Raw genomic sequence first — 23,938 nt, 5'->3', positions numbered from 1 at the left:
ACTTGCTACACCACCCGCATAGCAGGTGGTTTTTTGTTTCGCACGCCTCCATTTTTCGGAACACGAAAAACTCCGTCGTACTCAACCGGCTAAAGCCGATAAACAAAAAGCCTGGTCGTAAATTGACTCAGGCTCGTAGAGAAGCTAATGCAAGATATAATAGTAAATTTGTAGAAGTAAAAGTGCGTATGACACCTAAACACCGAACTGAGGTACAAGAGCATGCTGCCAGCATGGATGAAAGTGCCACTCAGTTTATCAATCGTGCCATCAATGAAACCATTGAACGTGATTGTCAAAATAAAGAGACAAAATAAAACAGCCGGCAGGTCTGGAACTACATCCTCTCCTGCCGGCTTTCTTATTCTTATTGATGCTAATTTAGAGCAATCCTTGGCCTCTGCTATATTCTTTTCTATCTGTTCTTTTGATTTTACCGCATGCCACCGAGTGCCAATTTTCTATGATATATGAATTTATAACAATTTATATATGAGTCTGATTTCGTGGGAACCCTTGATTTATAATGCTTTAACAACATTTATAGAGATATAACAACTTATGAAAAATAGGCTCGCAAATTACGATTCCTAATTTCATTTTATTTATATACCTCCTTGGTCATCGGTCGTTCATACAAATTCATGGTAATTCCTATTCTTAGAAAGTTCGAGAATCATCTGCAAAATTTTTATCTTTTAGCGAGTATAATGCAGCACATGCATGGAAAATCTCTCGATCCCGCATCTTTCAACCTTGTGTCTGTTAAGCCTAGTACAGCATTGCGTAATTAACGGTGAATACTGCACCTGCTATTTCTGCCAGCACTGCGTTGTCGTCAATCAACGATGCCACCGCATCGCCTCTTTCCTCCGCCTTGTCCTGACAAAAATATCAGACACATTATTCACCATTATATACGCAATGCTATACTAGTTAATATCTTCATGTTTTACGGTTTCACCGTTCTCAATCTCCTTTACTGCCCGCTCTATTTCCCCGTTTTGAAGGCAATTATATACAATCCTGTATATTTCCTACCCTCAACCTCTGCGCCTGTCTGAAAATCCCTGCAACGGCTTTATATCACCTTTCGGCGGCTATTCCGTCAATCCCTCAATTGCTTTCTTTATTCGTTGTTTTGTCGGTCTGTCCAGACTGCTAATATATTTTGCGGCTTTTTTGCTGTACTCTATCCGCATCTGTTCTCCTCTCTTTCTATTTTCTCCGCTGCCGCTTTTTTAGCGCGGCTCTTTGCCTATATGAATAAACTCCTCATTCCATCCGCCGTCTTCGGCGTATCCCGTGTCTCCATCAGGATCACCTCTCCCAGCGGGAAGGAAATCTCCACCTCGTCCTCCGCAAATTCATTGCTGACGCACAGGCTGTCATGAGGGGTGAGCAGATGGTGATAAAGGGGATATTTTGCCCCAAGGATATTAAAGTCCGCCACCATTCCCGCTAGCGGAAATACCGAAAAATAGGGTCCGAACGCCTCTTCCCGGCGAAGAGTGATCCCTCGGTCCAGCAGACGGATCTGATTATAGCTGTCCAGGATCCGGGCATCCACTCCTGCGTCCAACGCAAGATTCAACACCTGTACATTGGCCCAGAGATGGTCCGCGCGGTTCCCGGTCGCGCCCAGTATCACCACATGCTTCCTGCCAAGCTCCAGACAGAGCAGCAGCGCGATCTCCGTGTCCGAAGCATCCTTTACCGGATTAAACTTCCGGATCGGAACCCTGGTTTCATTGCGGTAATAGGACACGATTTCCTCCGGCGTGCTGTCAAAATCCCCCACGATATAGTCCGGAAGGATCTGGTGCTCATACAAAAAGATCAGTCCGCGGTCCGCCGCAACGATAAATTCTGTCTCTTCACTTTTCAAAATCTCCAAAACAAATGCTTCCTCCAGCAGTCCCCCGCTGACGATCACCGTGCGTTTACTCATATTCTTTAAAAATCTCCATAAAGCCTGAAACATTTTCTTCAATACTGCCCCGGAATACAGAGGAACCCGACACGATCACATTTGCCCCCGCGTCCAGAACCTCCCGCACATTGCTGTGGTATACCCCGCCGTCCACTTCCAGATCCGCTGTAAGTCCCTGTGCGTCCAAAAGCTCTCTGAGCCTGCGGATCTTATCCAGGGAGGATGGAATAAAGGACTGTCCGCCCAGCCCCGGCTCCACCGACATAATCAAAAACAGCTCCGCCTGATCCAGAAACGGCTCCAGCACATCCACCGGAGTGGCCGGCTTGATCGTGATCCCCGCCTTCCGCCCCCGGCCGTGGATCTTGCCCAGTACTGCCTGCAGATCGCCGCAGGCCTCATAGTGGACGTTCACGATATCCGCTCCCGTGTCACAGAACTTGTCCACATAACGGATAGGATCCTGGATCATGAGATGCACATCCATCACCATTCCTTCAAATCCCTTCACACATTCCAGCACCGGGATCCCGAAGGAGATATTCGGTACAAACATCCCGTCCATCACGTCAAAATGCAGGTATCCGGCCCCGCCGTCCGCACAGAGCTTCATCTGCTCTCCTAATATCTTAAAGTCCGCCGATAAGATCGACGGCGCCAATATTCTTTTCATATCCTGCTCCTTTTTCATCATCAGTCTAATACTTCCTCTTCTCCTGCAGCTCCCGGTACATCTCCACATAATTCTCATACCGTACCCTGTGTATCTCACCGTCCTCCACAGCCTCCTTCACCGCACAGCCCGGCTCATGGACATGGCTGCATCCGTTGAACCGACAGTGCCCTTCCAGGGGCCGGAATTCACGAAAATAATGTTTCAGCTCTTCTTTCTCAAAATCATGCACATAAAGGGAGCTGAACCCTGGTGTGTCCATAATATAAGAGTCTTCCTCAATGCAAATGAGCTCCGAATGCCGGGTGGTATGCTTTCCTCTGGCAATCTTCCGGCTGATGCTGCCGGTCTCCATTTGGGCCTGAGGCTGCAGCAGATTGATCAGGGAAGATTTTCCCACCCCGGAAGGGCCGGCAACCGCTGTCGTCTTTCCACGCAGGACCTCCCGGATGCATTCTATATTCTCCGTTGTCAGAGCGCTTGCCAGGATCAGCGGATAGCCGCAAGGTACGTAGATCTCCCGCAATGTCCTGGCTTCCTCCGGCTTTGCAATGTCCCTTTTGTTGAAACAGAGCGCCACCGGGATTTCTTTTCTTTCCATCATGACCAGAAACCGGTCCAGCAGATTAAAATGCGGCTTTGGATCTGTCACCGCAAAAATGACCAGCGCCTGATCGATATTTGCCACAGCCGGGCGGATCAGTTCATTCCTTCTGGGCAGGATGCGTTCCAGACTGCCGGTCTTCTCCGTCTCGTCCAGTACCTCAATCTCCACCTCATCACCGACCAGCGGTTTGATCTTTTCCTTTCGGAAAATCCCCTTCGCCTTACACTCATAAAGGCCGGATCCTGCCACGTTAACGTAGTAGAATCCGGCAATCCCTTTCACGATCTTTCCCTTCATAAAACCCTTTCGCATCTGAAAACAGATATTTCGGAAATGTCCCGCGGCAGGATCATCTCCGAAACATCCTTCCTGTTTTAATTCTCGCTGACCACCAGCCCTACCGTTCCGTCATCGTATAACGTCTGAGAGATGACATAACCGGAGATCATTGTACTGCTGGATTCGTATCTTTCGATACTTGCCGGATATCCGTAGCTGTCCAGTATGCTCATTGCATACCCGACCTCCATGCCTTTGACATTCGGCACATCTCCGCCGCTGTTGCCCGGATATGACGGACGATCCGGATCTTTGTCGTCGTCCTTGTCTTCCTTCCCTTTGCTCACTACATAAGTGATCGCCGTATTCTTAGGAACCTTCTCTCCGGCAGCGGGACTCTGGCTGATGATCTTGCCCTCTTCCACGTCGTCGCTGAACTCTTCCCCGGATACGCTTCCTGACAGTTCCATCGCCGACAGCGTATTGGCTGCCTCTTCCTTTGTGAGACCCTTCAATGGCGGTACCGTCACTTTATTGGAGCCCTTGCTGACATACAGGATGATCTTGGTCCCTTCCACGACCTCAACGCCGCCTGCCGGCGCGGTCGTAATGACCTTGCCTGCCGGTACGTTATCGTCTTCCTTCTGCTCCACGTCCACCACAAAGCCGCTGTTGGTCATCACGTTCCTGGCGGCGGCCTCATCCTGGCCTGCCACCTCAGGCACCTTCTTCTTCTCAACCGCCTTGCCCAGACTGACCACGACCCTGATCTCCGTATTTACATCCACCTTCTGATCCGCCTCCGGAGTCTGGCTGATGATCTTGCCCCTCTCATACTCATCGGACTGTACTCTGTCTTCCACGCCGTAGCCAAGCCCCTCCCCGGACAGCGAATCCTTTGCTTCTGCCTCAGTCAGGCCGACCACATAAGGCACACTGACCTGCTTCGTCTCTTCCTCTTCCTTGATGGGACTGTCTACGGAGAGCTTATCAAAAAGTCCTTCGGACTTTACGATCATAAAGATCACGACAGCCGCAATGATGATGATCGCCAGTGTCACAACCACCTTCAGGACGCTGCTTACAACCGATCCGCTGTCGCCGTTTCCCCGATTGCGCTCATAATCATCCTCATAGTCGTCGTATTCCTCGTCGCCGTAACCGTCATCTCCGTATCCATCGTTATAATCCTCTTCATCCTCGTAGTAATCCTGCTGGTAATTATTCCTGCTCTGGACTCGTCTCTGGTCTTCATCTGACATCATGATCGTCTCATCACCTCCAGGTATATATTCCGGGTTATTCACAAAGTCCCCTTCCGGGTCTACCAGGGAACGCTTCAGGTCCAGGATCAGCTCCTGGCAGTTCTGATACCGGCGTTCCGCATTCTTTTGTGTACATTTTAAAATAATGCATTCCAGACTGTAGGGGATCTCCGGCACCTCCTTCACAGGCGAAGGAATCTCCTCCTGCAGATGCTTGATCGCCACGGATACCGTGGAGTCCCCGTCAAAGGGCACATGTCCGGTGATCATCTCATACATCGTGATCCCGGCGGAATAGATGTCGCTCTTCTCATCCACATTGCCGCCCTTTGCGTGCTCCGGTGAAGTATAATGCACCGAGCCCATCACATTCGTACTGATCGTCTGGGTCGAGGTGGTTGCCCGGGCAATTCCGAAATCCGTCACCTTCACCTTGCCATCTATAGAAATGATGATATTCTGAGGCTTGATATCCCGATGGATAATGTGCTGGTCATGGGCCGCCTGGATCCCGGTCGCCATCTGGATGGAGATACTGATGGTCTCATTTGCCGAAAGCTGCCCTTTTTTTTCAATATAATCCTTCAGCGTAATGCCTTCCACCAGCTCCATGACCATATAGTACAGGCCCCGGTCCTGTCCCACGTCATACACATTCACCACATTGGGATGCATCAGTCCGGCCGCCGCCTGGGCTTCACTTAAGAACTTCTGGATAAATATCTCGTCCGAGCGGTAATCGCTCTTGAGCACCTTTACCGCCACAAAGCGATTCAGCTTGTGATCCTTCCCTTTATATACATCCGCCATGCCCCCGGAGCCGACCCGCTCCAGGATCTCATAACGTTTTCCCAAAAAGATTCCTTCCTTTAACATATAGTCACCTCATCCGTAAACGGTTCTGTCAGCACGACTCCGATATTGTCGGTACCACCGTTTTCTTTTGCCGCTGCTACAAGGGATGTGCCTGCTTCCACGATATCCCGTCCCCCCTGCACAATATGGAATAATTCCTCATCCTCTACCATATTGCTGAGTCCGTCCGTACACATCAGTATGATGTCTCCTTTTTTCAGACGATGCTCGTAAAAATCCACATCTACCGTATCCTTTGCCCCGATCGCGCGGGTGATGATATTCTTATCCGGATGGTGCTTCGCCTCCTCCGGCTTGATCCCTCCGAGACGCACCATTTCTTCCACCAGGGAATGATCCTTGGTCAGCTGGGTGATACCCTGATTGATGAGATACAGCCGGCTGTCGCCTACATTTGCAAAATACATCATCTGCCGGACGATCGTCGCTACCACGATCGTCGTTCCCATTCCCTTCAGATGAGAATCCTGGGACGCTTTTTTGATGATCTCCTGGTTTGCCTTTTTGATGGCGGAGACCAGTGCCTTCTCCACGTCCTCTTCCCGGCTCTGTCCTAATTCCCTTTTCAGCACCTCAACCGTATACTTTGAGGCGTAATCTCCGGCCTGATGGCCTCCCATCCCATCCGCCACCACAAACAGATTCGGAAGAGGGCCCAGCGGATTGTCTGTTGTGTAGACATAGTCCTGATTCACCTGTCTTACCATCCCTACGTCCGTGATTGAAAATGTCCTCATAACTCTGCCTCCTCTGTCCGTGTCCGTACATAACTTCTTCTGAGCTGACCGCAGGCACCGTCGATGTCTGCGCCAAGTTCTCTTCTTAGTGTAACATTTATCCCATATTTTTCAAGTTTATTTTTGAAATTCTGTGCATTTTTCCTGTCAGGCTGTTTCAAACCGTACTCTTTTACCGAATTTACGGGGATCAGGTTCAGATGGCAATTTCTGGAGCCCAGGATCCGAATCAGCTCCCGGACATCCTCTTCCGTGTCATTGACTCCGCGGATCAGGCTGTATTCGAATGTGATCCGCCGTCCGGTCTCCCGGAAATACGCGTCGCAGGCCGTCAGCACCTCCTCCAGCTCATAGGCGTTTGCCACGGGCATCAACTGCTTTCTCTTCTCCTGAGTCGCGCCGTGGAGTGACAAGGCCAATGTGATCTGCAGATGCTCCTTCGCCAGCTCGTACATCTTCGGGACGATCCCGCAGGTGGATACCGTGACGTTCCGCTGGCTGATATGCAGTCCCTTTTCCCCGGTCAGGATCCTCAGAAATGTGAGAAGGCTGTCATAATTATCCAGAGGTTCTCCGGTTCCCATCACGACCACGTTGGAGACCCGTTCCCCCATGATCCGCTGGAGACGGTAGACCTGTCCCAGCATCTCCGAAGGAGACAGGCCGCGCGCCAGACCGCCGATGCCGGAAGCACAGAACCTGCAGCCCATGCGGCAGCCTACCTGAGAAGAGATGCAGACGGAATTGCCGTAATGGTAGCGCATCCACACGCTTTCCACCACATTGCCGTCATGAAGGCGGAACAGGAACTTGCAGGTCCCGTCCAGCCGGGATTCCTGCTTTTCCAGCATGACTACGGGAAGGATCTCATACTGCTCACTCAGCCTGTACTTAAGCTCCCTGGAAAGATTCGTCATTTCCGAAAAGCCCTCGGCCAGCCGGACATGCAGCCATTCATAGATCTGCTTCGCCCGGAAGCCGCGCTCCCCCATAGCCTGTATCTCTGCCTGCAATTGTTCATATGTATATGCACAGATATCCTTTTTCATGTTTCCTGTTTCTCTTCCTTATGTTCTGTTCTATTCACAATCCTGTCAGAGGATTCCGATCCGCTTTTCCTGGTTCCCGTCTGCTTCAAAGCCGCAGACTCTATCTGCCGCTCTACGCGGCAATCACCGTTCTTTCCGCATACATGCCAGGAAAAAGCCGTCGCTCTTGTGGATCCCCGGCAATAACTGAAGACATCCCTGTTCCTTTACATCCTCTCTCAGCTCTTCACAGAGATTTTCCCGGATATCCTTCATGGAAAATTCCGGGTTCTGCTCCAGAAACCAGTGTACGTTGTCCATATTTTCCGCCGGGTTGATGGTACAGGTGCTGTACATCAGGATTCCGCCGGGCCTGACATATGTCTTCACCACGGAAAGAATCTCTCTTTGAAGCTCCACAAGGCTGGAAATGCTCTCCTTCGTTGTTTTGTATTTCAGATCCGTTTTCTTCCCCAGGACTCCCAGCCCGGAGCAGGGAAGGTCTGCGATCACGATATCCGCCTTTCCGACGGAAGCGGCATCGACCACTCTTGCGTCCATCTGGGCCGCGCGGATGTTGGTGAGTCCGGATCGGTCAATATTTTCCTGGATCAGCCCCACTTTATAAGCAGTCAGATCCCGTGCTTCTACCGATCCGGTTCCCCGGAGCATTTCCGCCATGTGAACGGCCTTGCCTCCGGGCGCCGCGCAGACGTCAATGACGGTATCCCCTGTTCTTGGCGCCGCCGCCTCGCAGACCAGCATGGAGCTTGCATCCTGAACTGAAAAGCGGCCTTCCTGAAAGCTTTTGAGCCTTCCCAGGTAATCCTGCCCCGATATGTAAAACGCATAAGACAGGTACGGATGGGGAGTGACATGGATTCCCTCGGATTCCAGTTCCCTGCAAAGGCTTTCCGCTTCTGCCGGAACACATCCCGATCCTGCTTTCTCCCGGATTCCGGTTTTCTGCAGATCCGGTTCCTGTCCGATCCGGCCGCGGATCATCAGAGGCTTCTCCTTCTGAAACTCCCGCAGCATCGTTTCCACCGTCTGCCTGTCATAACTTTTCAGCCACAGCTCCAGGATCCACCGGGGCATGGAATACTGCACGGAAAGCAGCTCCGTGGGGTCTTTTGGATACGCTACCCCATTCAGCCCGGCAGCCGTGCTCCGGAGAACCCCGTTTACAAATCCCCGCAAGCCCGCAAAGCCTTTTTTGACTGCCAGCTTGACAGCCTCATTGCAGACCGCGGAATCCGGCACTGTGTCCATGTATTTGAGCTGATAGACCGCGCTCCGCAGGATATTGCGGATCACGGGCTTCATCTTTTTAACCTTGACCTTAGAGAACCGGTCCAAAATATAGTCCAGCTCTATCATATGTTCCAGCGTACCTTCCGTGACACGGGTGATGAAGGCACGCTCCTTTTTATCCAGATACTGGTATTTTCCCAGAACCTCCCGGAGGACGATGTGGCTGTACTGCCCCTTTTCCGTCACCTCCATGAGGATCCCGAGCACCAGTTCCCGTTCATTTATCGGCTTCGCCATATTCTGCATATCTCCTATATGTTCAGGATCCTTACTGCTGCACTCTGCGCCCTGCCGCATGGCCTCCGGCCGCGCAATGGGCCCCGTTTCTTTCCGTATGATTCCTCAGTCATTCCGCCGTCTTCCAGTGATCAAAAGCAGACGGAGCAGCTGCAGGATCGCGGATGCCGCGCTTGCCACATAGGTCAGCGCCGCCGCGCCCAACACGGCCTTGGTCTGACGGATCTCCTCCGGATACAGCATTCCGGTTGTCTCCAGCACCTTCACCGCGCGGCTGGAAGCGTTGAACTCGACCGGCAGAGTCACCAGCTGGAACAGCACTGCCGCGGAAAACAGCAAGATCCCCATATTGATAAAAATCACTGCGGTATCGCTTCTGAGAAACAATCCGATCAGGATCAGGGGCCATGCCAGAGTGGAGCCGAAATTGGCTGCCGGAACCAGAGCCCCTCGGAATTTGAGAGGCGCATAGCCCGTGGCGTGCTGCGCCGCATGGCCGCATTCATGGGCTGCCACGCCGATCGCCGCCACGGAAGCGGAACCATAGGTCGAATCGGAAAGCCCAAGTGTCTTATTCCGGGGATCATAATGGTCTGTCAGATTGCCCGGAATGTGCCGCACGGTCACATCGTAGATCCCGTTGGCCCGCAGGATCCTCTCCGCCGCCTCCCGTCCGGTCAGCCCGGAACGGCTCCGAACCGTGGAATACCTGCGGAACACGCTGTTCACGCGTGAGGATGCCAAAAGGCAGATTGCCACTCCGATCAAAACCAATATATAGGTCGAATCATATCCCAAATAAAACATTCCCATTTTTTATTCCTTTCCCTGTCTATAGACTCACGGCCAACGAGATCTGCCGCACAATATGAGCAGTCCGCTCTGCTTCCTGTTGCGGGATCATTTCCCGCGCGCAGAAACCATTCACACACAGAAAGTCCTTCTACGGCTCCGCCGCGGTGAGCAATGTCCCCGGCACGACCGCGTTTCCTCTTAAAAATGCCTGTACATCCATATGCTTCTTGCCCGGAAGCTGGACTTCCTCCACCCGCAGCACGCCATCCCCGGTCTGCACGGAAAAAGAATCCTTTTCCACCGCGAGGATGGTTCCCGGCGCCGCCTTTTCGGTAGTATGCCCGGTTTCTTCATTTCTCACACCGGCTTTCCAGATTTTCATCACTTTTCCGTTCCACCAGGTATAAGCGCTGGGCCAGGAATTGAGTCCCCGAACCAGCCGCTCGATCTCGGCGGCGGAACGGGTCCAGTCAATATTTCCCATTTTTTTATCCAGCATCTTCGCATAGGGTGTGGGACTGTCTCCCTGCTTCTGAGGCTGCAGGGTTCCCGCCGCAAGCTCCTGCAGCGTCTGCGCCGCAAGCCGGGCTCCGGCCTCGGAGAGCTTATCGTGAAGGCTCTCCCCGGTCTCCTCCGGGGTGATCGGCACCTCGGTCTTTAAAAGCATATCGCCGGTATCCAGCCCTTCATCCATTTGCATGGTAGTCACGCCTGTCACCTGCTCGCCCCGGAGGATAGCCCACTGGATGGGCGCCGCCCCACGATATTTGGGAAGAAGCGAGGCATGGACATTGACGCATCCGAAGGGTGTCATATCCAGGATCTCTTTGGGAAGGATCTGGCCGAATGCCACGACCACACAGACATCCGCCTGAAAACGCTTCAAATATTCCACACATTCCGGATCCCGTACCTTTTTCGGCTGAAACACGGGAATCCCACGGCTCACGGCCGCTTCCTTCACCGGCGGGAACTGCATCTCCTTGCCTCTTCCCTTCGGCTTATCCGGCTGGGTCACGGCCAAGCAGATCTCATGCCCCGCTTCCGCCAGCGCTTCCAGCGTCCCCACGGAAAAATCCGGAGTTCCCATAAATATCACTTTCATCTATTCGTCCTCCTCAGGGGCGGCATCGTGAAGACCGTCCTCTGTCTTGTATACATATAACTTTCCTGATAAATGATCGATCTCATGGCACAATGCCCTGGCTAAGAGTTCTTCGCCTTCAATCTCGACTTCTTCCATATCCTCGTTGCAGGCCCGCACCCTCACATAATTGGGCCTGGTCACAATCCCGTATTTTCCCGGAACACTGATGCACGCTTCCTCTCCGGTCTGGCTGCCCGATGCCTCAATCACCTCCGGATTGATCAGTACCAGAGGGCCTTCCCCGTCCCCGATATCGATCACTATGATCTGCTTCAAGATCCCCACCTGGGGGGCTGCCAGTCCCACGCCGGCTTTTTCGTACATGGTATCCAGCATATCATGGATCAAAATCCTCGTGCGGAGCGTCATCTTCGGAACCGGCTTACACGGTTTTGTCAGAATATCGTCTCCCATCTCCCGAACCTCTCTTATTGCCATAACTCTTTCTATCCTCCTGATTTATCATTCATAGCCAGTCTGTCAAAAGACCTGCATGGGATTGAAATCAAACTGAATCCGCATGGTGTTAAATCCTGCATTCACTTCAATATATTGTTCCAATCGATTTTTCATCGTTACTAGTGTATCATATCTTTTTGTTTTTAGGTAGAGTACTTTTCGATATATATCATTAATTTTTCCGATTCCCGGGCTGGCAGGCCCGATCAGCTCCACCTGTTCCCTGCCTTTTACCCGGAGGGCATATTCTCTCAGATACCTGCAGCCTGTTTCCAGGAGCGCTTCATCCCTGCAGCTTACCAGCACTGCCAGCAGATTTTCCACAGGTGGATATCCCATCAGCTCCCGGTAGCGGATCTCTTCCTCATAAAATGCTCCGTAATCCTGGGCCGCAGCCGTCACGATCGCATAATGCTCCGGACTGTATGTCTGGATCACTGCTTCCCCCTTCTTCTGTCCTCTGCCCGCACGCCCCGCGGCCTGGGCCAGAAGCTGGAAGGTTCGTTCTCCCGCCCGGTAATCATCCGCGTACAGGGACATATCCGCAGCCAGGATGCCCACCAGGGTCACGTTGGGAAAATCATGTCCCTTCACGATCATCTGGGTGCCCACCAGCACATCCGCTTCCTCATTGGCAAACGCGGCCAGGATCTTCTCGTGTCCGTCCTTTTCCCGGGTGGTGTCCATATCCATCCGCAGCACCCGCGCCTCAGGGAACCGCGCCTTTACAATGTCCTCGATCTGCTGGGTCCCTGCCCGAAATTCCCCGATGTGCCTGGAACCGCATTCCGGACAGGTATCGTTTTTTTCTTCCTCATACCCGCAGTAGTGGCAGACCAGCTTTTTGTTCCGATGGGAGGATAAGGATACGTCGCAGTGGGGGCATTTTGCCACATAACCGCATTCCCGGCAGGAAACGAAGCCGGCATAGCCCCGGCGGTTTAAAAACAGCATGATCTGTTCCTTTTTTTCCAGGCGGTCCTCCATCAATTCCTGGAGACGGATGCTGAGGATGGACCGGTTTCCGTCCTTTAATTCCTTCCGCAGGTCTACGGTATGTACCCGGGCCAGCTCCTGCTGCCCGGAACGGTTCTTCAATTCCAGCAGCCGGTAGCTTCCGGCCCTTGCCCGGTACATGGCCTCCAGGGAAGGGGTAGCGGAGCCCAGCACCACGCTGGCCTGCTCCATCTCTGCCCGGGCGATGGCCGTCTCCCGGGCATGGAAGCGCGGCACCTGCTCGCTTTTGTAGGTATTTTCATGCTCCTCGTCAATGACCACCAGCCCCAGATTGGGAAACGGCGTGAACAATGCGGAACGGGGCCCGATCATCACGTCGATATTTCCCTCTTTGGCCCGCATCATCTGGTCATACCGCTCCCCCGCGGACAGCCGGGAATGCATGATGGACACCCGATCGCCGAAGCAGCGGTAAAACCGCATGACGGTCTGGAAGGTCAGCGCGATCTCCGGGATCAGCATGATCGCCTGCCGCCCGCGAAGCACCACCCGGCGGATCATCTCGATATAGACCTCCGTCTTGCCGCTGCCGGTAACGCCGTGGATCAGGTACGTCCCATACCGCCCTTTTTCGTAGTCTTCCCAGAACCGGTCGACGGCATACTGCTGTTCCTCCGTAAATGTGATCGGCTTCGGGGCTTCTTCCCTGTGTTTCACCGGATTCCGGTACACCCGCTCTGATTCCAGCGCGGCCACGCCCTGCTCCTCCAGGGCCCGCACCACGGAAAGAGGGATGTTCAGCTTTTTATTGACCAGCTCATAATCCAGCACCGGATCGTCTAAAAGCGCTGCCAGAAGCCTGGCTCTGGCTCTCTGGTTTTTGTGCAGGTAATATTCCAGCTTCTCCCTTCCTTCCGTCTCATCCAGCAGGAGGCGGAGCTTTTTCTTCACCTTTTCCTTCTCCTGCTGCCGGATCGGCAGAACCATCTTCAAGGCCTGGATCATGGTGCCGCCGTAGTGTTCCTTCATCCAGGCCGCAAGGGCCACCAGTTTCCCCTCGATGGCAATGCCCTTTTGGGAAATGTCCCGGATCTCCTTGATCTTCGCGGGATCGTAGTCGCACTGTTCTGCAAAGCCGATGACATACCCCTTGGTCAGCCGGTTTCCTTTTCCAAAAGGGACCTCCACCTCACAGCCTGCGTCAAGGGCGCCTTCCAGGCGGGAAGGCACGGCGTACTGAAAGATCTTATCCAGTTTTTCATGAGTGATGTCTATGATAATATTTGCGTACATGAAGATCCTTACAGCCCCTCTCTTCTATAAAGAAATGTCATAAGTCCTTTTCTTATGACGTTTCCCGCGCCATCTATCTATATATTTGCCGTCTGCGCCAGTTCCTCCAGCACCTCCGCAATGAGCACCCGTTCATCCATGGGGTATTTTTTCCCTTTGATCTCCTGATAATCCTCATGTCCTTTTCCGGCCAGCACGATCACATCTCCCGGCTGTCCGTTGGCAATGGCATAACGGATGGCCTCCTTGCGGTCGCAGATCTCCACGTATTTTCCGGAGGTTTTTCCGATCCCCACCTTGATATCGTCGATGATGGCCTGGGGCTCCTCAAACCGGGGATTATCGGATGTGATGATGGACAGATCCGCCAGCCGCCCGGACACCTCGCCCATCTCGTACCTGCGGTCTTTGGAGCGGTTCCCTCCGCATCCGAAGAGGCACACCAGGCGGGCAGGATGGTATTCCTTCAAGGTGGTCAAAAGGCTTTCCAGACTCATGGCGTTGTGGGCGTAGTCGATCATCAGGGTAAATTCATCCGACACCTTCACCATCTCGATCCTTCCCTTGACCTTCGCCGCCTTCAATGCCTTCTGGATCACCTCCGGCTGTACGCCGAAATGGCCGCACACCGCAATGGCTGTCAGAGAATTATAGACGCTGAATGTCCCCGGGATGTCGATTTCCACATCAAAGTCCATGGTTCCGCTGACATGATACGCAACTCCCAGATAGCCCGGTCTGGATACCAGGTGGGTATCCTCCGCCCGAAGGTCCGCTTTTTCCGAAAGCCCGAAGGTCTCCACCCGGCAGTCCGCGCCCCGGAACACGTCCTCATACCAGGGATCGTCTATATTGGCGATTCCCAGCCTGCACTGCTTGAAAAGCAGTCCTTTGCACCGCTTGTAGTCCTCAAAGTCCTTATGCTCGTTGGGGCCGATATGGTCATGGCCCAGGTTGGTGAAGATCCCGATCTCAAAGGGGATCCCCGCGGTCCGGTGCAGCATCAGCCCCTGGGAGGAAACCTCCATGACCACGCTGTCACAGCCCGCCTCCACCATTTCCGCAAAATACTGGTGGATGGTGTAAGATTCCGGAGTGGTGTTGGCCGCCGGGATCTTCTTCTCGCCGATGACCGCCTCGATGGTTCCGATCAGCCCCACCTTGTGTCCCACATCCTCCAGGATGGACTTGATCATATAGGTGGTGGTGGTCTTTCCCTTGGTTCCGGTAATACCGATGATCTTTAATTTTTCCGCCGGATAGCCGAAATAGGCGGCGGACATCAATGCCAGAGCGTAACGGGTGTCCTGCATTCGGATCACGGTCACATCCCCCGGTACATCCACTTCCTTTTCCACGATCAGGGCCGAAGCGCCTTTTTCCGCAACCTCCCGGGCAAACCGGTGTCCGTCCGAGACCGCGCCGCTGATGCAGACAAACACTGCGCCCTCCTCTGCCTTTCTTGAATCGTTGATCAGGGTCGAGATCTCGATCTGGTCGCTGCCCTGTATGACCTCGTATTGTAAACGTTCTAATAACTGGCTCAGCTTCATGTAGGTTCCTCCTTGAAAGAGCATGTTTCCATCACGGCCCGAATGGATACAGGATGCTTCCGGCCGCTGTGAACAGCAGCGGTTTCAAGCCTGCTGCCTCGAACCGCTCTATTTTTCCTTGTATAGAATACCACAAAGAAGCCCGGGTTGCAAATGGAAGGTTTCGCACAGGGGGCTCTATCAGGCTGAAATACGATCCGGTACTGAGGTACTGATTCCAAACTTGATATAGACTATGGTTTATGGTAAGATGACAGAAAAGAACAGCAGCTTATGGCCTATGATCACAAACTGGCTGCATCCGATAGATCGGGAAGGGACGTGTGAAGCTATGGGGACGAAATTAAAACTGCCGATAGGGATTGAATTTTTTAAAGATATACGGACCAGAGGCTATTATTATGTGGATAAGACCGGTTTTATCCAGGATTTGCTGGATTCCTGCGGCAGTGTAAACTTGTTTACAAGGCCGCGCCGGTTTGGGAAAAGCCTGAATATGGACATGCTGAAAACATTTTTTGAAATCGGGACAGAGCCATCACTATTTGACGGCCTGGGGATTGCAGAGGAAACTGAACTCTGTGAGCAGCATATGGGAAAGTATCCTGTCATCTCAATCAGCCTTAAAGATGTAGAAGGGATGGATTTCCAAACGGCATACGGAATGTTGGGAGTCATTGTCAGCGAAGAAGCTGGCCGTCTGGACTTTCTTTTGGAGAGTAACAAGCTGACCCCCGCAGATAAGAAAAAGCTAAATCGATTGATAGAAGGTGATTTTGAAAAAGCGTTTTATCTATACAGCAGTCTAAAGCTTTTAACCCAATTACTTTTTAAGCATTATGGGATTCCAGCCATCGTCCTGATTGACGAATATGACGTACCTTTGGATAAAGCATATCAGAACGGCTATTATACGGAGATGGTCAGCCTGATCCGTTCGCTGTTCAGTCAGGTGCTTAAAACAAATAAGAACTTATATTTTGCGGTCATTACAGGATGCCTCCGGATTGCCAGAGAGAGCATTTTTACGGGGCTTAACAATTTCAAAGTGAGAACGATATCTGACATCCGTTATGCGGAATATTTTGGGTTTACAGCAAATGAGGTCAGGGATCTGCTCTGTTATTATAATCTGGAAGAAAAGTTTGACGTGTTTCAGGAATGGTATGACGGATACCGGTTCGGACATACAGATGTATACTGCCCCTGGGACGTGATCAACCAGTGTGATAAATTTCTGGAATCAGCAGATGCTGCCATGGAAAGCCATTGGGAAAACAGCAGCAGCAATTCCATTATCCAAGATATCCTCACGGATGCGGCAGAGACTACGAAGGCAGAAATTGAAGCTCTGATTTCCGGCGAATCCGTAGAAAAAACTTTGATCCCGGAATTAACCTACACAGATCTTGACAGCCAGGATCCTGAAACCCGTCAGACATATCTGTGGAGCGTTCTCTTTGCCACCGGATACCTGACGAAAGCCGGTGAAACCGGGAGCGGTCAGTACCGTCTTGTTATTCCAAATAAGGAAGTCCTTGGAATCTACGAAAAAAAGATCCGTTCCTGGTTTCGGGTAAAGATCACCGGCAACACAGCAGATTGGAAAGCGTTCTGCCGGGCAATTAGGGATGGGGATGGGAAGGCTGTAGAAGAGATTTTTAACCAATTCCTGGCGGAGTCCATCAGCATCAGGGATACTTTTGTAAAAAAAGAAATGAAAGAAAATTTTTATCATGGAATGCTGCTGGGTCTGTTGAAAGCAGAACGGAGTTGGATTGTAAAATCCAATGCGGAATCAGGAATTGGGTATACGGATATTAAAATTATAATTCCGGCATCCAGGACCGGATGCGTTATCGAAGTGAAATATGCGGAGAAAGGATCCTTTGACACAGCGTGTCAAAATGCAATGGAGCAGGTTGAACACGATGGATATGTGACTGTTCTTAAACAGGAAGGGATGGAACAAATTCATAAATATGGAATTGCCTGCTATAAAAAAAGCTGCAAGGTAATGTATTGTTCAGAATAGCTGGTAAGCGCCTCAAAAGATGGCGTAGTGCATTTCCCATCCATTCCTGCTATACTGATAGACATCATATAACGAAAGGAGTGAAACCCGAATGGGAAATGGAAAACAGGAACCAGCCATCGCATTCGCAGAGGTATCCCGTCCTGTGAGGTCATCCTGTCCACAGCATTCCTCTCCTGCATTTGACGGAAGATTCATGATCTACTGTCAGGGGATGAAGTTATTCATACCGGAAGACTTCCAGACAGATACACTGTTGAGTAAGCGCTTCAAAAGATGGCGTCTGGTAAAGCTCACAAAACTTTGCTATACTGAGATCATTATTTATTGAACTATTTGTTTTTTAATGTTTTATCCGGAACAGATGGGAAGGATGAGAACTGAGGTGAGAAAATAGAAGGTTTATGTTTGCATAGTTGTTGTAAATGACAGAAAAACGGACCCATCGGCTTTTGCCGATCGAGGTCTGGTTCCTGGCTATTTAGCAGCACTTTTTACCTTTCGCTCCAGCCGGCATTGCTCCGGAAGTGACTTGGACCAGGGCAGGTATCCATCCAGGATCTCCGGATGTTCTAAAAAGCCGCTGTTCGGGATCTCTGCCAGGAGATATTTCAGGTACTCAAACACATTCAGCTGATTGGCTCTGGCACTCTCTACCAGAGTATAGAGGATCGCGTTCGCCTTGGCCCCTTTCGGAGTATCCGCAAAGAGCCATGCCCGCCTTGCTGTGGCAAATGGCCGAATCGTTGCTTCACATAGATTGTTTGAGATCGGCAGGCGTCCATCTTCCAGAAAGGTTTCCAGATATTTTTTCTGGTTTTGGGCATAGACCAGGGCCTTCGTAAGCTTCTCATTTGTGGTGGCTAATGCCGCGGTTTTTTCAACCCACGACCAGAAGGCGTCCAGGATGGGGCGTGACGCCTCCTGACGCTTTTGCTTCTTTTCCTCATAGGAAAGGTCTTTGGTCTCCTGTTCTACCTTGAACAGGAGATTGATAAATTCCCGGCCTTCGGCTCCTTTGGATCCGGATAACTCTTTTCCACTGTTATCCAAAGGGATGCTCTCTATAAAATATCTGCGGACATGGGCCCAGCAAAGTGAGCGTATGATGTGCTCCACTTTCTCATATCCACTGTAAGCATCCGTTACCAGATACCCATGGAAGTTCTCCAGCAGTTCTTTCGCGGTATCCCCGCTCCGGGTTTGGGAATAGTAAAAGAACGCTGCCTGGATCTCCTCGCACGCGGCACTGCGTATGACCCAGATGAAGGATTCACTGCTGGCCTTCTTTCCTGCTTCTTTATTGCACTGGATCCTGGTCTCATCCATATGGAGCACGCCGCATGCTGCCAGCATTTCAAGGATCCGCCAGTAAAGAGGCTCCAGCCATTCCTGGCAGCACCGGATGACCCAGTTTGCCATGACATTCCTTGGCAAGACCAGCCCCAGCCGGTACCAGTCCCTTTCCTGCCGGGCGAAAGGGATCCCCATTATGAACTTTTGGTACATTACCTGGGCGATCAGGGATGGGGTGGACAGGGAATGGGGCAATGGCGGGATCGGGACTGCCGCTTTCTGGAAATGGCAATTGGGATTGTCTGCCCCATCCGTACCGCATACCGTGCATTTTGCTACCTGCTGTACAATCTGCCGCACTTTCAGTTTTGCAGGTTCAAACTCGACCTCTGTCCGGACGATCCGCTTTCCAATGACTTTGAGTTCCCCGCCGCATTTGCTGCAGGTCTCCCCTTCCGGGATCATATATTCTTCGATTTCTGTTTGCAGGCCGGCAAGCATTTCAGCCCGGACACCTGGTTTGCGTGGTGTCCGGGTATAAGGCTTAACCTTAATCTTTTTTTGCTCCACATGAAGCTGTTCCGCCAGCTTTTGCGCTTCTTCAAAAAGAAAAAGCTGCCCCTCGACCTGCTTCGTTGCTTCCGTAGAAGCCCCGAACATTTTTTTACGCGCATGGAGAAGCGCCTGGATCATATTTTCAATCTGGATACGCTGCTTTTCAAGCTGGGCATTCTGTTTTTCAATGACCGCGTCTTTTTCCGCGATCTCTTTCTGCTGTTTTTCAATAAGATGGCGTAATGCAGCCAGCTCCTCCTGCGGTGTCATTGGTGGTATGTTCCCTTCCTATTTTATCTAATTTAATTATAACATTTTTGAGGGAATTTTACCACCTCCAAGGCATAGAAAAAAACGCAAAAAGCGCCGAATTTTCAACGATTTTCGTAGATTTTACCGTCAACTTTACGAAGCCTAAAAACAAGAATTTTCCAGGGTTCTTTTTACCGGATGGTGTGCCTTTTCCTGTTCGATTTTTAAGCCTTGTAACAGCCATTCTACCTGTTGGGAGGAGATCTGCTTCACTTCGTTAGGAGTACGGGGCCACTGAAATTTCATTCCATCCAATAGTTTTTTTGTAGCAAGAAGGAAACCGTTTTTGTCATATCTCAGAACCTTGATAGAATCTCTTTTCTTATTACAGAATATAAAGACACAAGTTCCCTGGAAAGGGTCCAGTTTGAACTGCATGCTGACTATGGAGACCAGTCCTGAGATCTGTTTGCGGAAATCGGTGGCACCGCATGCCAGAAATATGTGGCTGGCATCTTCCGCCAAACGCCTCATCATAGTTGCTTCATCACCCGGAGTAACTTCAACAGTGTATCTGTCTGGAAGTCTTCCGGTATGAATAACTTCATCCCCTGACAGTAGATCATGAATCTTCCGTCAAATGCAGGAGAGGAATGCTGTGGACAGGATGACCTCACAGGACGGGATACCTCTGCGAATGCGATGGCTGGTTCCTGTTTTCCATTTCCCATTCGGATTTCACTCCTTTCGTTATATGATGTCTATCAGTATAGCAGGAATGGATGGGAAATGCACTACGCCATCTTTTGAGGCGCTTACGAATAGCTGTCAAATCTATTAAGCAGATGGATGAAAGGAAAATGCCCCGGCAACGAGTTTATCCTCGTTCCGGGGTCATTACGTAAACAGTTCCTAAATGGTATTCCTATCCTTGATCCTTAACAATATAAATTTGACGTTTCTTTGTTTCCAGATAAATCTTTGACAAATATAAACCAATAATCCCAAGGCATAATAAAATCAATCCTCCGAGCAACGTTATTATGCAAACAAGAGAGGGCCATCCTGCGACTGGATCTCCAAACAGCAATGCTCGAACAAATACAACTATCAATCCAATAAATGCCAGAAAAAATGTTACAATACCAATAAATGATATCACCGATAACGGAACCGTCGAATAGGCAAGTATTCCTTCTACAGAATACTTGAACAGCGTCCAAAGTGACCATTTTGTAGTTCCTGTGCTCCGTTCTATATTCTCATATTCCAGCCAGAGTGTGTTGAATCCCACCCATGAATACAGTCCTTTTGAAAAACGATTATACTCACGATCATTTATAACGGCATCTGCCATTTTCCGGGACATAAATCTATAATCTCTAGCCCCATCAATAATTGGCGTTGAAGAAAAATACCCAATCAATTTATAAAAGCATCTGGAAAAGAAGGAGCGAATCATTGACTCGCCCTTCCTGTCTTTCCTTCTTGTTGCCACGCAGTCGTACTCACTTTCGCTATCAATTAGTGCCCTGTACATTTCCGGAAGCAATGACCGTGGGTCCTGCAAGTCAACATCCATAGTGACCACATAATCTCCCTTTGAATATTCAAGGCCAGCGAGCATTGCCGCCTCCTTACCAAAGTTTCTTGAAAATGATATAAAATGCACTCGACTATCTTTTTCCTGTAATTTTTTGATAACTTTAATTGTTTTATCTGTACTTCCGTCATCTACAAATATAATCTCAATTTCATCAAGACTCTCTTGTACTTTCATTAACTCTTCGTAAAAAGACGGAATTGCGCTCTCTTCATTGAGGCAAGGCACAATCAAAGATATCATGATAATACATCTCTCCACTAATATACTATTCCACAAAGCAAAAAAACAGTTACCATATAATTCATATACCATTCATTTTTATTCTTTCCATAATATCCTTAAAGTCAAATATTAGACACTAAATAGCCTCTCCGCAAAATCCAGGAAGCAATAAGATCCTTGAAAATACGCTGTTTTTCTCTTACTCATGCAAAAATGATTAACAACTTACATTCAATATCTGTGCTTTTCCATGCAGTTTTAGCGAAACACTTTCAGCCGGAACAAATACGCAATCTCCTTTAAAGAAGTTCAGCATCCCCCTATTCAGTAAAATAGAGCCACACCCCTCCACGCAAAGCAATGCATGAAAGGAATTACTTCCTGTCCTGAACTCTACTAAATCCCTGCATATCTCTGTGTTCAACAAAAGTCTCTCTATCTGGAAGTACTTACAACGTGTCAACAATTCGCTTGCATATCCAGGTTTATATTTCAACACCCTCATTGGCTGACGAGGTGTTGCAGATGAATTGAGGTTTGCCACGTCCAAAGCACGGTTTATGTGAAGTTCTCTTTTTGTCCCGTTTTTATCAATTCTGTCATAGTCAAATAAGCGATATGTAATATTAGAAGATTCCTGTATCTCAGCGATAAGGCATCCCGCCCCAATAGCGTGAACAGTCCCCGGTTCTACCAAAAACACATCATTTTTCTTCACCTTTACAGTATTCAAATAGCGACCTATCACTCCTGTATTTATTGCATCGCAGACAGTTGCAGCATTAATGTCTCTACTAAAGCCATAAATAAGTGATGAATCTGGCTTTGCGTCAAGCACATACCACATCTCGGTCTTACCCAAGCTGTGCTCATGAATTGAAGCGTATTTATCATCAGGATGCACCTGAACCGATAAATCTTTTTTCGCATCAATCAGCTTTATCAATATTGGCAGATCAGCTCTTCCATCTACAAGACTTAAGGCGTGTGTTCCAAGATAATCCGGATGATTCTCTAACACAGTCCTTAAGCTTTCGCCTGTTGATGTCTTTGACTCTCCATCAGGATGCGTGCTGCATACCCATGCCTCAGCAAGAGAATCTGCATGTAATCCTAAATTAAAATCATCATTCAGCCTACTCCCGCCCCACAAGTACTCCTTTGCAGACGGCTTTAAGAGAAACGGAAGGTTCATACCACTCATATGCCTATAGCCGATACCGGCATCTCATATTTCTTCTTATCTGAAACGGTAATGCATTCTCCCAGCTGAACTTCAATAAGCCGCAATCCATCTTCTCCAGCTATTACTGTGTGCTTACATCCCGCCTGCATTGTCACCACGTCTCCTGGGTTAATTATTTGTTCCATCCCATCAACTACTGTTTTTCCGCTTCCTCTCACAACAGTCCAAACTTCATCTCGATGCTCATGGCTGTGATAATTCATTTTATGAGAGGGATTTAGCGTAACTAATACCGTCATGGAAGTTTCCTGCACATCGAGAACACAATATGAGCCCCAGCTTTTTTCAGCGAATTTAATCGGCTGCTTTATTTCATCTACATAGGGCTTTATATAAGAAGATTCATGCTTATCTGAAACTAATATCCCTTCTGCAGAGGCTGAGATAATCAGATCATGCACTCCTATCGCCAAGACCGGAATACCTAATTCGTTAAGAATATGTACATCATTACAGCTATTAGAAATTATGGCATCGCCAATTACAGGTTCCTCCATCGCCTCTGTGAGCGTATTCCACGTACCCAAGTCTTTCCATGTACCGGAATATTTTACGACACTTATACTCTCTTCCTGTTCTACAACTGCATAATCGAAGGATATCTCCTTTAAGGATCTGTAGCTACTGTAAAGGGTATCATAATCGCTGCTTCCCAAAAGTTCCCTACTCTTATCCAGCACATAAGAAAGCTTATATGCAAACACACCGCCATTCCAGAGTGCATGCCGAGCAATATATTCTTTTGCCATCTTTTCATCTGGCTTCTCAGTAAAGGAATACTGTATCTTCCCATCAAAAGATAAGGTCGGTATTATATACCCGTACTTCTCCGAAGGGTATGTAGGCTCTATTCCCATGAGTACCAGGTCAGAAACATCATTTTTCGCTGCATCATACAGCCTGCGAACACAGCGAAAATACCCCTCATCTACATAAGGGTCTACCGGGCAAACTACCACTGCTTCATCCTTATTCACACCTTTGACATCGTGTAAATAGCTAGTAGCCAACGCTATCGCCGCAAAAGTATCTCTTCTACAAGGTTCCACTGAAATCCCCGCACTCTCACCCAGTTGATTATGGATTGCTGAAACCTGCGATTTGGATGTTGCTATTGTAACAGTTGAACTTGGATCCACAGTTTTAATCTGTCTATATATCCGTTGTACCATAGACTCGAAGCCGTTTCCATCCTCTCTTTTAAATATTTTTATAAACTGTTTAGAACGTATGTCATTAGACAGCGGCCAGAGACGTTTTCCACTCCCACCAGACAAAAGGATGATATTCATGACAGTTCACCTCCTACCTTTCCGCCCTCATCGGATTATTTTGAAAGTCAGCATATGACCGCCTTATCCCCTCTTCCAGTTCTGTCTTATACTTCCACCCAAGTTCTGTCGCCTTACTCACATCTAAAAGCTTTCTTGGCGTGCCGTTAGGCTTACTTGTATCCCACAGTATCTCACCCTCATAACCGACAACCTTTGCCACAAGTTCTGTGAGAGATTTAATTGTCAGTTCTTTCCCTGTTCCCGCATTAATCGTTTCATCACCGCTGTAGTTGTTCATC

The 23,938-nt window shown here is 49.7% G+C and carries 21 protein-coding genes and 1 pseudogene; 3 read left to right on the top strand and 19 right to left on the bottom strand.

Annotation, left to right across the window (positions count from 1 at the left end; genetic code table 11):
- On the top strand, positions 1–317 hold a 317-nt coding region (locus tag ACTOY7_RS19155), incomplete at its 5' end, for a hypothetical protein (RefSeq protein WP_482672547.1).
- Positions 318–1,258: 941 nt separating this feature from the next.
- On the opposite strand, the gene ACTOY7_RS19150 is transcribed toward ACTOY7_RS19155, so the two are convergent.
- From ACTOY7_RS19150 to ACTOY7_RS19095, 12 genes are all read right to left on the bottom strand, one after another.
- A complete protein-coding gene (locus ACTOY7_RS19150) occupies positions 1,259–1,951 on the bottom strand; it encodes a thiamine diphosphokinase (RefSeq protein ID WP_160283287.1) in 693 nt (230 codons plus the stop codon).
- Positions 1,944–2,606 (bottom strand): ribulose-phosphate 3-epimerase, encoded by a 663-nt coding sequence (gene rpe / locus ACTOY7_RS19145; protein ID WP_482671498.1) that lies wholly within the window; start codon positions 2,604–2,606, stop codon positions 1,944–1,946. The genes ACTOY7_RS19150 and rpe overlap by 8 nt, the downstream gene beginning before the upstream one ends.
- A gap of 25 nt (positions 2,607–2,631) precedes the next feature.
- Entirely contained in the window at positions 2,632–3,510 is an 879-nt protein-coding gene (gene rsgA, locus ACTOY7_RS19140; RefSeq protein WP_482671497.1) for a ribosome small subunit-dependent GTPase A, read from the bottom strand.
- 77 nt (positions 3,511–3,587) lie between these two features.
- On the bottom strand, positions 3,588–5,633 hold the full coding sequence (gene pknB / locus ACTOY7_RS19135) for a Stk1 family PASTA domain-containing Ser/Thr kinase (protein ID WP_160283284.1): 2,046 nt from the start codon (positions 5,631–5,633) through the stop codon (positions 3,588–3,590).
- Positions 5,627–6,370, bottom strand: coding sequence for a Stp1/IreP family PP2C-type Ser/Thr phosphatase (locus ACTOY7_RS19130; RefSeq protein WP_160283283.1), 744 nt, complete (start codon positions 6,368–6,370; stop codon positions 5,627–5,629). Before ACTOY7_RS19130 ends, pknB begins: the two co-directional genes overlap by 7 nt.
- Positions 6,367–7,419, bottom strand: a complete 1,053-nt coding sequence (gene rlmN, locus ACTOY7_RS19125; protein WP_482671496.1) for a dual-specificity RNA methyltransferase RlmN — start codon at positions 7,417–7,419, stop codon at positions 6,367–6,369. The genes ACTOY7_RS19130 and rlmN overlap by 4 nt, the downstream gene beginning before the upstream one ends.
- Before the next feature lie 123 nt (positions 7,420–7,542).
- Positions 7,543–8,949, bottom strand: a complete 1,407-nt coding sequence (rsmB, locus tag ACTOY7_RS19120; RefSeq protein ID WP_482671495.1) for a 16S rRNA (cytosine(967)-C(5))-methyltransferase RsmB — start codon at positions 8,947–8,949, stop codon at positions 7,543–7,545.
- Between the two features lie 105 nt (positions 8,950–9,054).
- Positions 9,055–9,762 carry a zinc metallopeptidase gene (locus ACTOY7_RS19115; protein ID WP_394683561.1) on the bottom strand — a complete coding sequence of 236 codons (708 nt, stop codon included), beginning with the start codon at positions 9,760–9,762 and terminating at the stop codon, positions 9,055–9,057.
- A 130-nt stretch (positions 9,763–9,892) separates the two neighbouring features.
- Positions 9,893–10,849, bottom strand: coding sequence for a methionyl-tRNA formyltransferase (fmt, locus tag ACTOY7_RS19110; RefSeq protein WP_482671494.1), 957 nt, complete (start codon positions 10,847–10,849; stop codon positions 9,893–9,895).
- Entirely contained in the window at positions 10,850–11,329 is a 480-nt protein-coding gene (def, locus tag ACTOY7_RS19105; RefSeq protein ID WP_300885731.1) for a peptide deformylase, read from the bottom strand.
- A gap of 42 nt (positions 11,330–11,371) precedes the next feature.
- Positions 11,372–13,600: a replication restart helicase PriA gene (priA, locus tag ACTOY7_RS19100; RefSeq protein ID WP_482671493.1), complete on the bottom strand. Its 2,229-nt coding sequence runs from the start codon at positions 13,598–13,600 to the stop codon at positions 11,372–11,374.
- Positions 13,601–13,677: 77 nt separating this feature from the next.
- Complete coding sequence (locus ACTOY7_RS19095; protein ID WP_482671492.1) at positions 13,678–15,153, bottom strand: UDP-N-acetylmuramoyl-L-alanyl-D-glutamate--2,6-diaminopimelate ligase; 1,476 nt, start codon at positions 15,151–15,153, stop codon at positions 13,678–13,680.
- Between the two features lie 331 nt (positions 15,154–15,484).
- Here ACTOY7_RS19095 and ACTOY7_RS19090 point away from each other — a divergent pair, with 331 nt between their 5' ends.
- Both ACTOY7_RS19090 and ACTOY7_RS19085 read left to right on the top strand, forming a co-directional pair.
- On the top strand, positions 15,485–17,188 hold the full coding sequence (locus ACTOY7_RS19090; protein WP_482672351.1) for an AAA family ATPase: 1,704 nt from the start codon (positions 15,485–15,487) through the stop codon (positions 17,186–17,188).
- Positions 17,189–17,279: 91 nt separating this feature from the next.
- Positions 17,280–17,519, top strand: coding sequence for a hypothetical protein (locus tag ACTOY7_RS19085; protein ID WP_482672752.1), 240 nt, complete (start codon positions 17,280–17,282; stop codon positions 17,517–17,519).
- A gap of 146 nt (positions 17,520–17,665) precedes the next feature.
- On the opposite strand, the gene tnpC is transcribed toward ACTOY7_RS19085, so the two are convergent.
- The 7 genes and pseudogenes from tnpC to ACTOY7_RS19050 all read right to left on the bottom strand — a co-directional run.
- Positions 17,666–19,309, bottom strand: coding sequence for an IS66 family transposase (gene tnpC, locus ACTOY7_RS19080; protein ID WP_160285220.1), 1,644 nt, complete (start codon positions 19,307–19,309; stop codon positions 17,666–17,668).
- 144 nt (positions 19,310–19,453) lie between these two features.
- Positions 19,454–19,825 (bottom strand): IS66 family insertion sequence element accessory protein TnpB, encoded by a 372-nt coding sequence (gene tnpB / locus ACTOY7_RS19075; RefSeq protein ID WP_482672753.1) that lies wholly within the window; start codon positions 19,823–19,825, stop codon positions 19,454–19,456.
- Positions 19,825–20,022 (bottom strand): hypothetical protein, encoded by a 198-nt coding sequence (locus ACTOY7_RS19070; RefSeq protein WP_004068781.1) that lies wholly within the window; start codon positions 20,020–20,022, stop codon positions 19,825–19,827. Before ACTOY7_RS19070 ends, tnpB begins: the two co-directional genes overlap by 1 nt.
- A 194-nt stretch (positions 20,023–20,216) precedes the next feature.
- A complete protein-coding gene (locus ACTOY7_RS19065; RefSeq protein ID WP_482672546.1) occupies positions 20,217–21,137 on the bottom strand; it encodes a glycosyltransferase family 2 protein in 921 nt (306 codons plus the stop codon).
- Positions 21,138–21,336: 199 nt separating this feature from the next.
- Positions 21,337–22,323, bottom strand: a complete 987-nt coding sequence (locus tag ACTOY7_RS19060) for a type I phosphomannose isomerase catalytic subunit (RefSeq protein ID WP_482672751.1) — start codon at positions 22,321–22,323, stop codon at positions 21,337–21,339.
- Complete coding sequence (locus ACTOY7_RS19055; RefSeq protein ID WP_482672750.1) at positions 22,320–23,657, bottom strand: sugar phosphate nucleotidyltransferase; 1,338 nt, start codon at positions 23,655–23,657, stop codon at positions 22,320–22,322. Before ACTOY7_RS19055 ends, ACTOY7_RS19060 begins: the two co-directional genes overlap by 4 nt.
- Before the next feature lie 13 nt (positions 23,658–23,670).
- Positions 23,671–23,938: pseudogene (locus ACTOY7_RS19050) on the bottom strand (GDP-L-fucose synthase); the annotation flags it as partial.

It is taken from the genome of Schaedlerella sp., assembly GCF_056796775.1.
The sequence above is the reverse complement of the archived record's forward strand: the minus strand, read 5'-3'. Positions and strand labels throughout refer to the sequence as shown.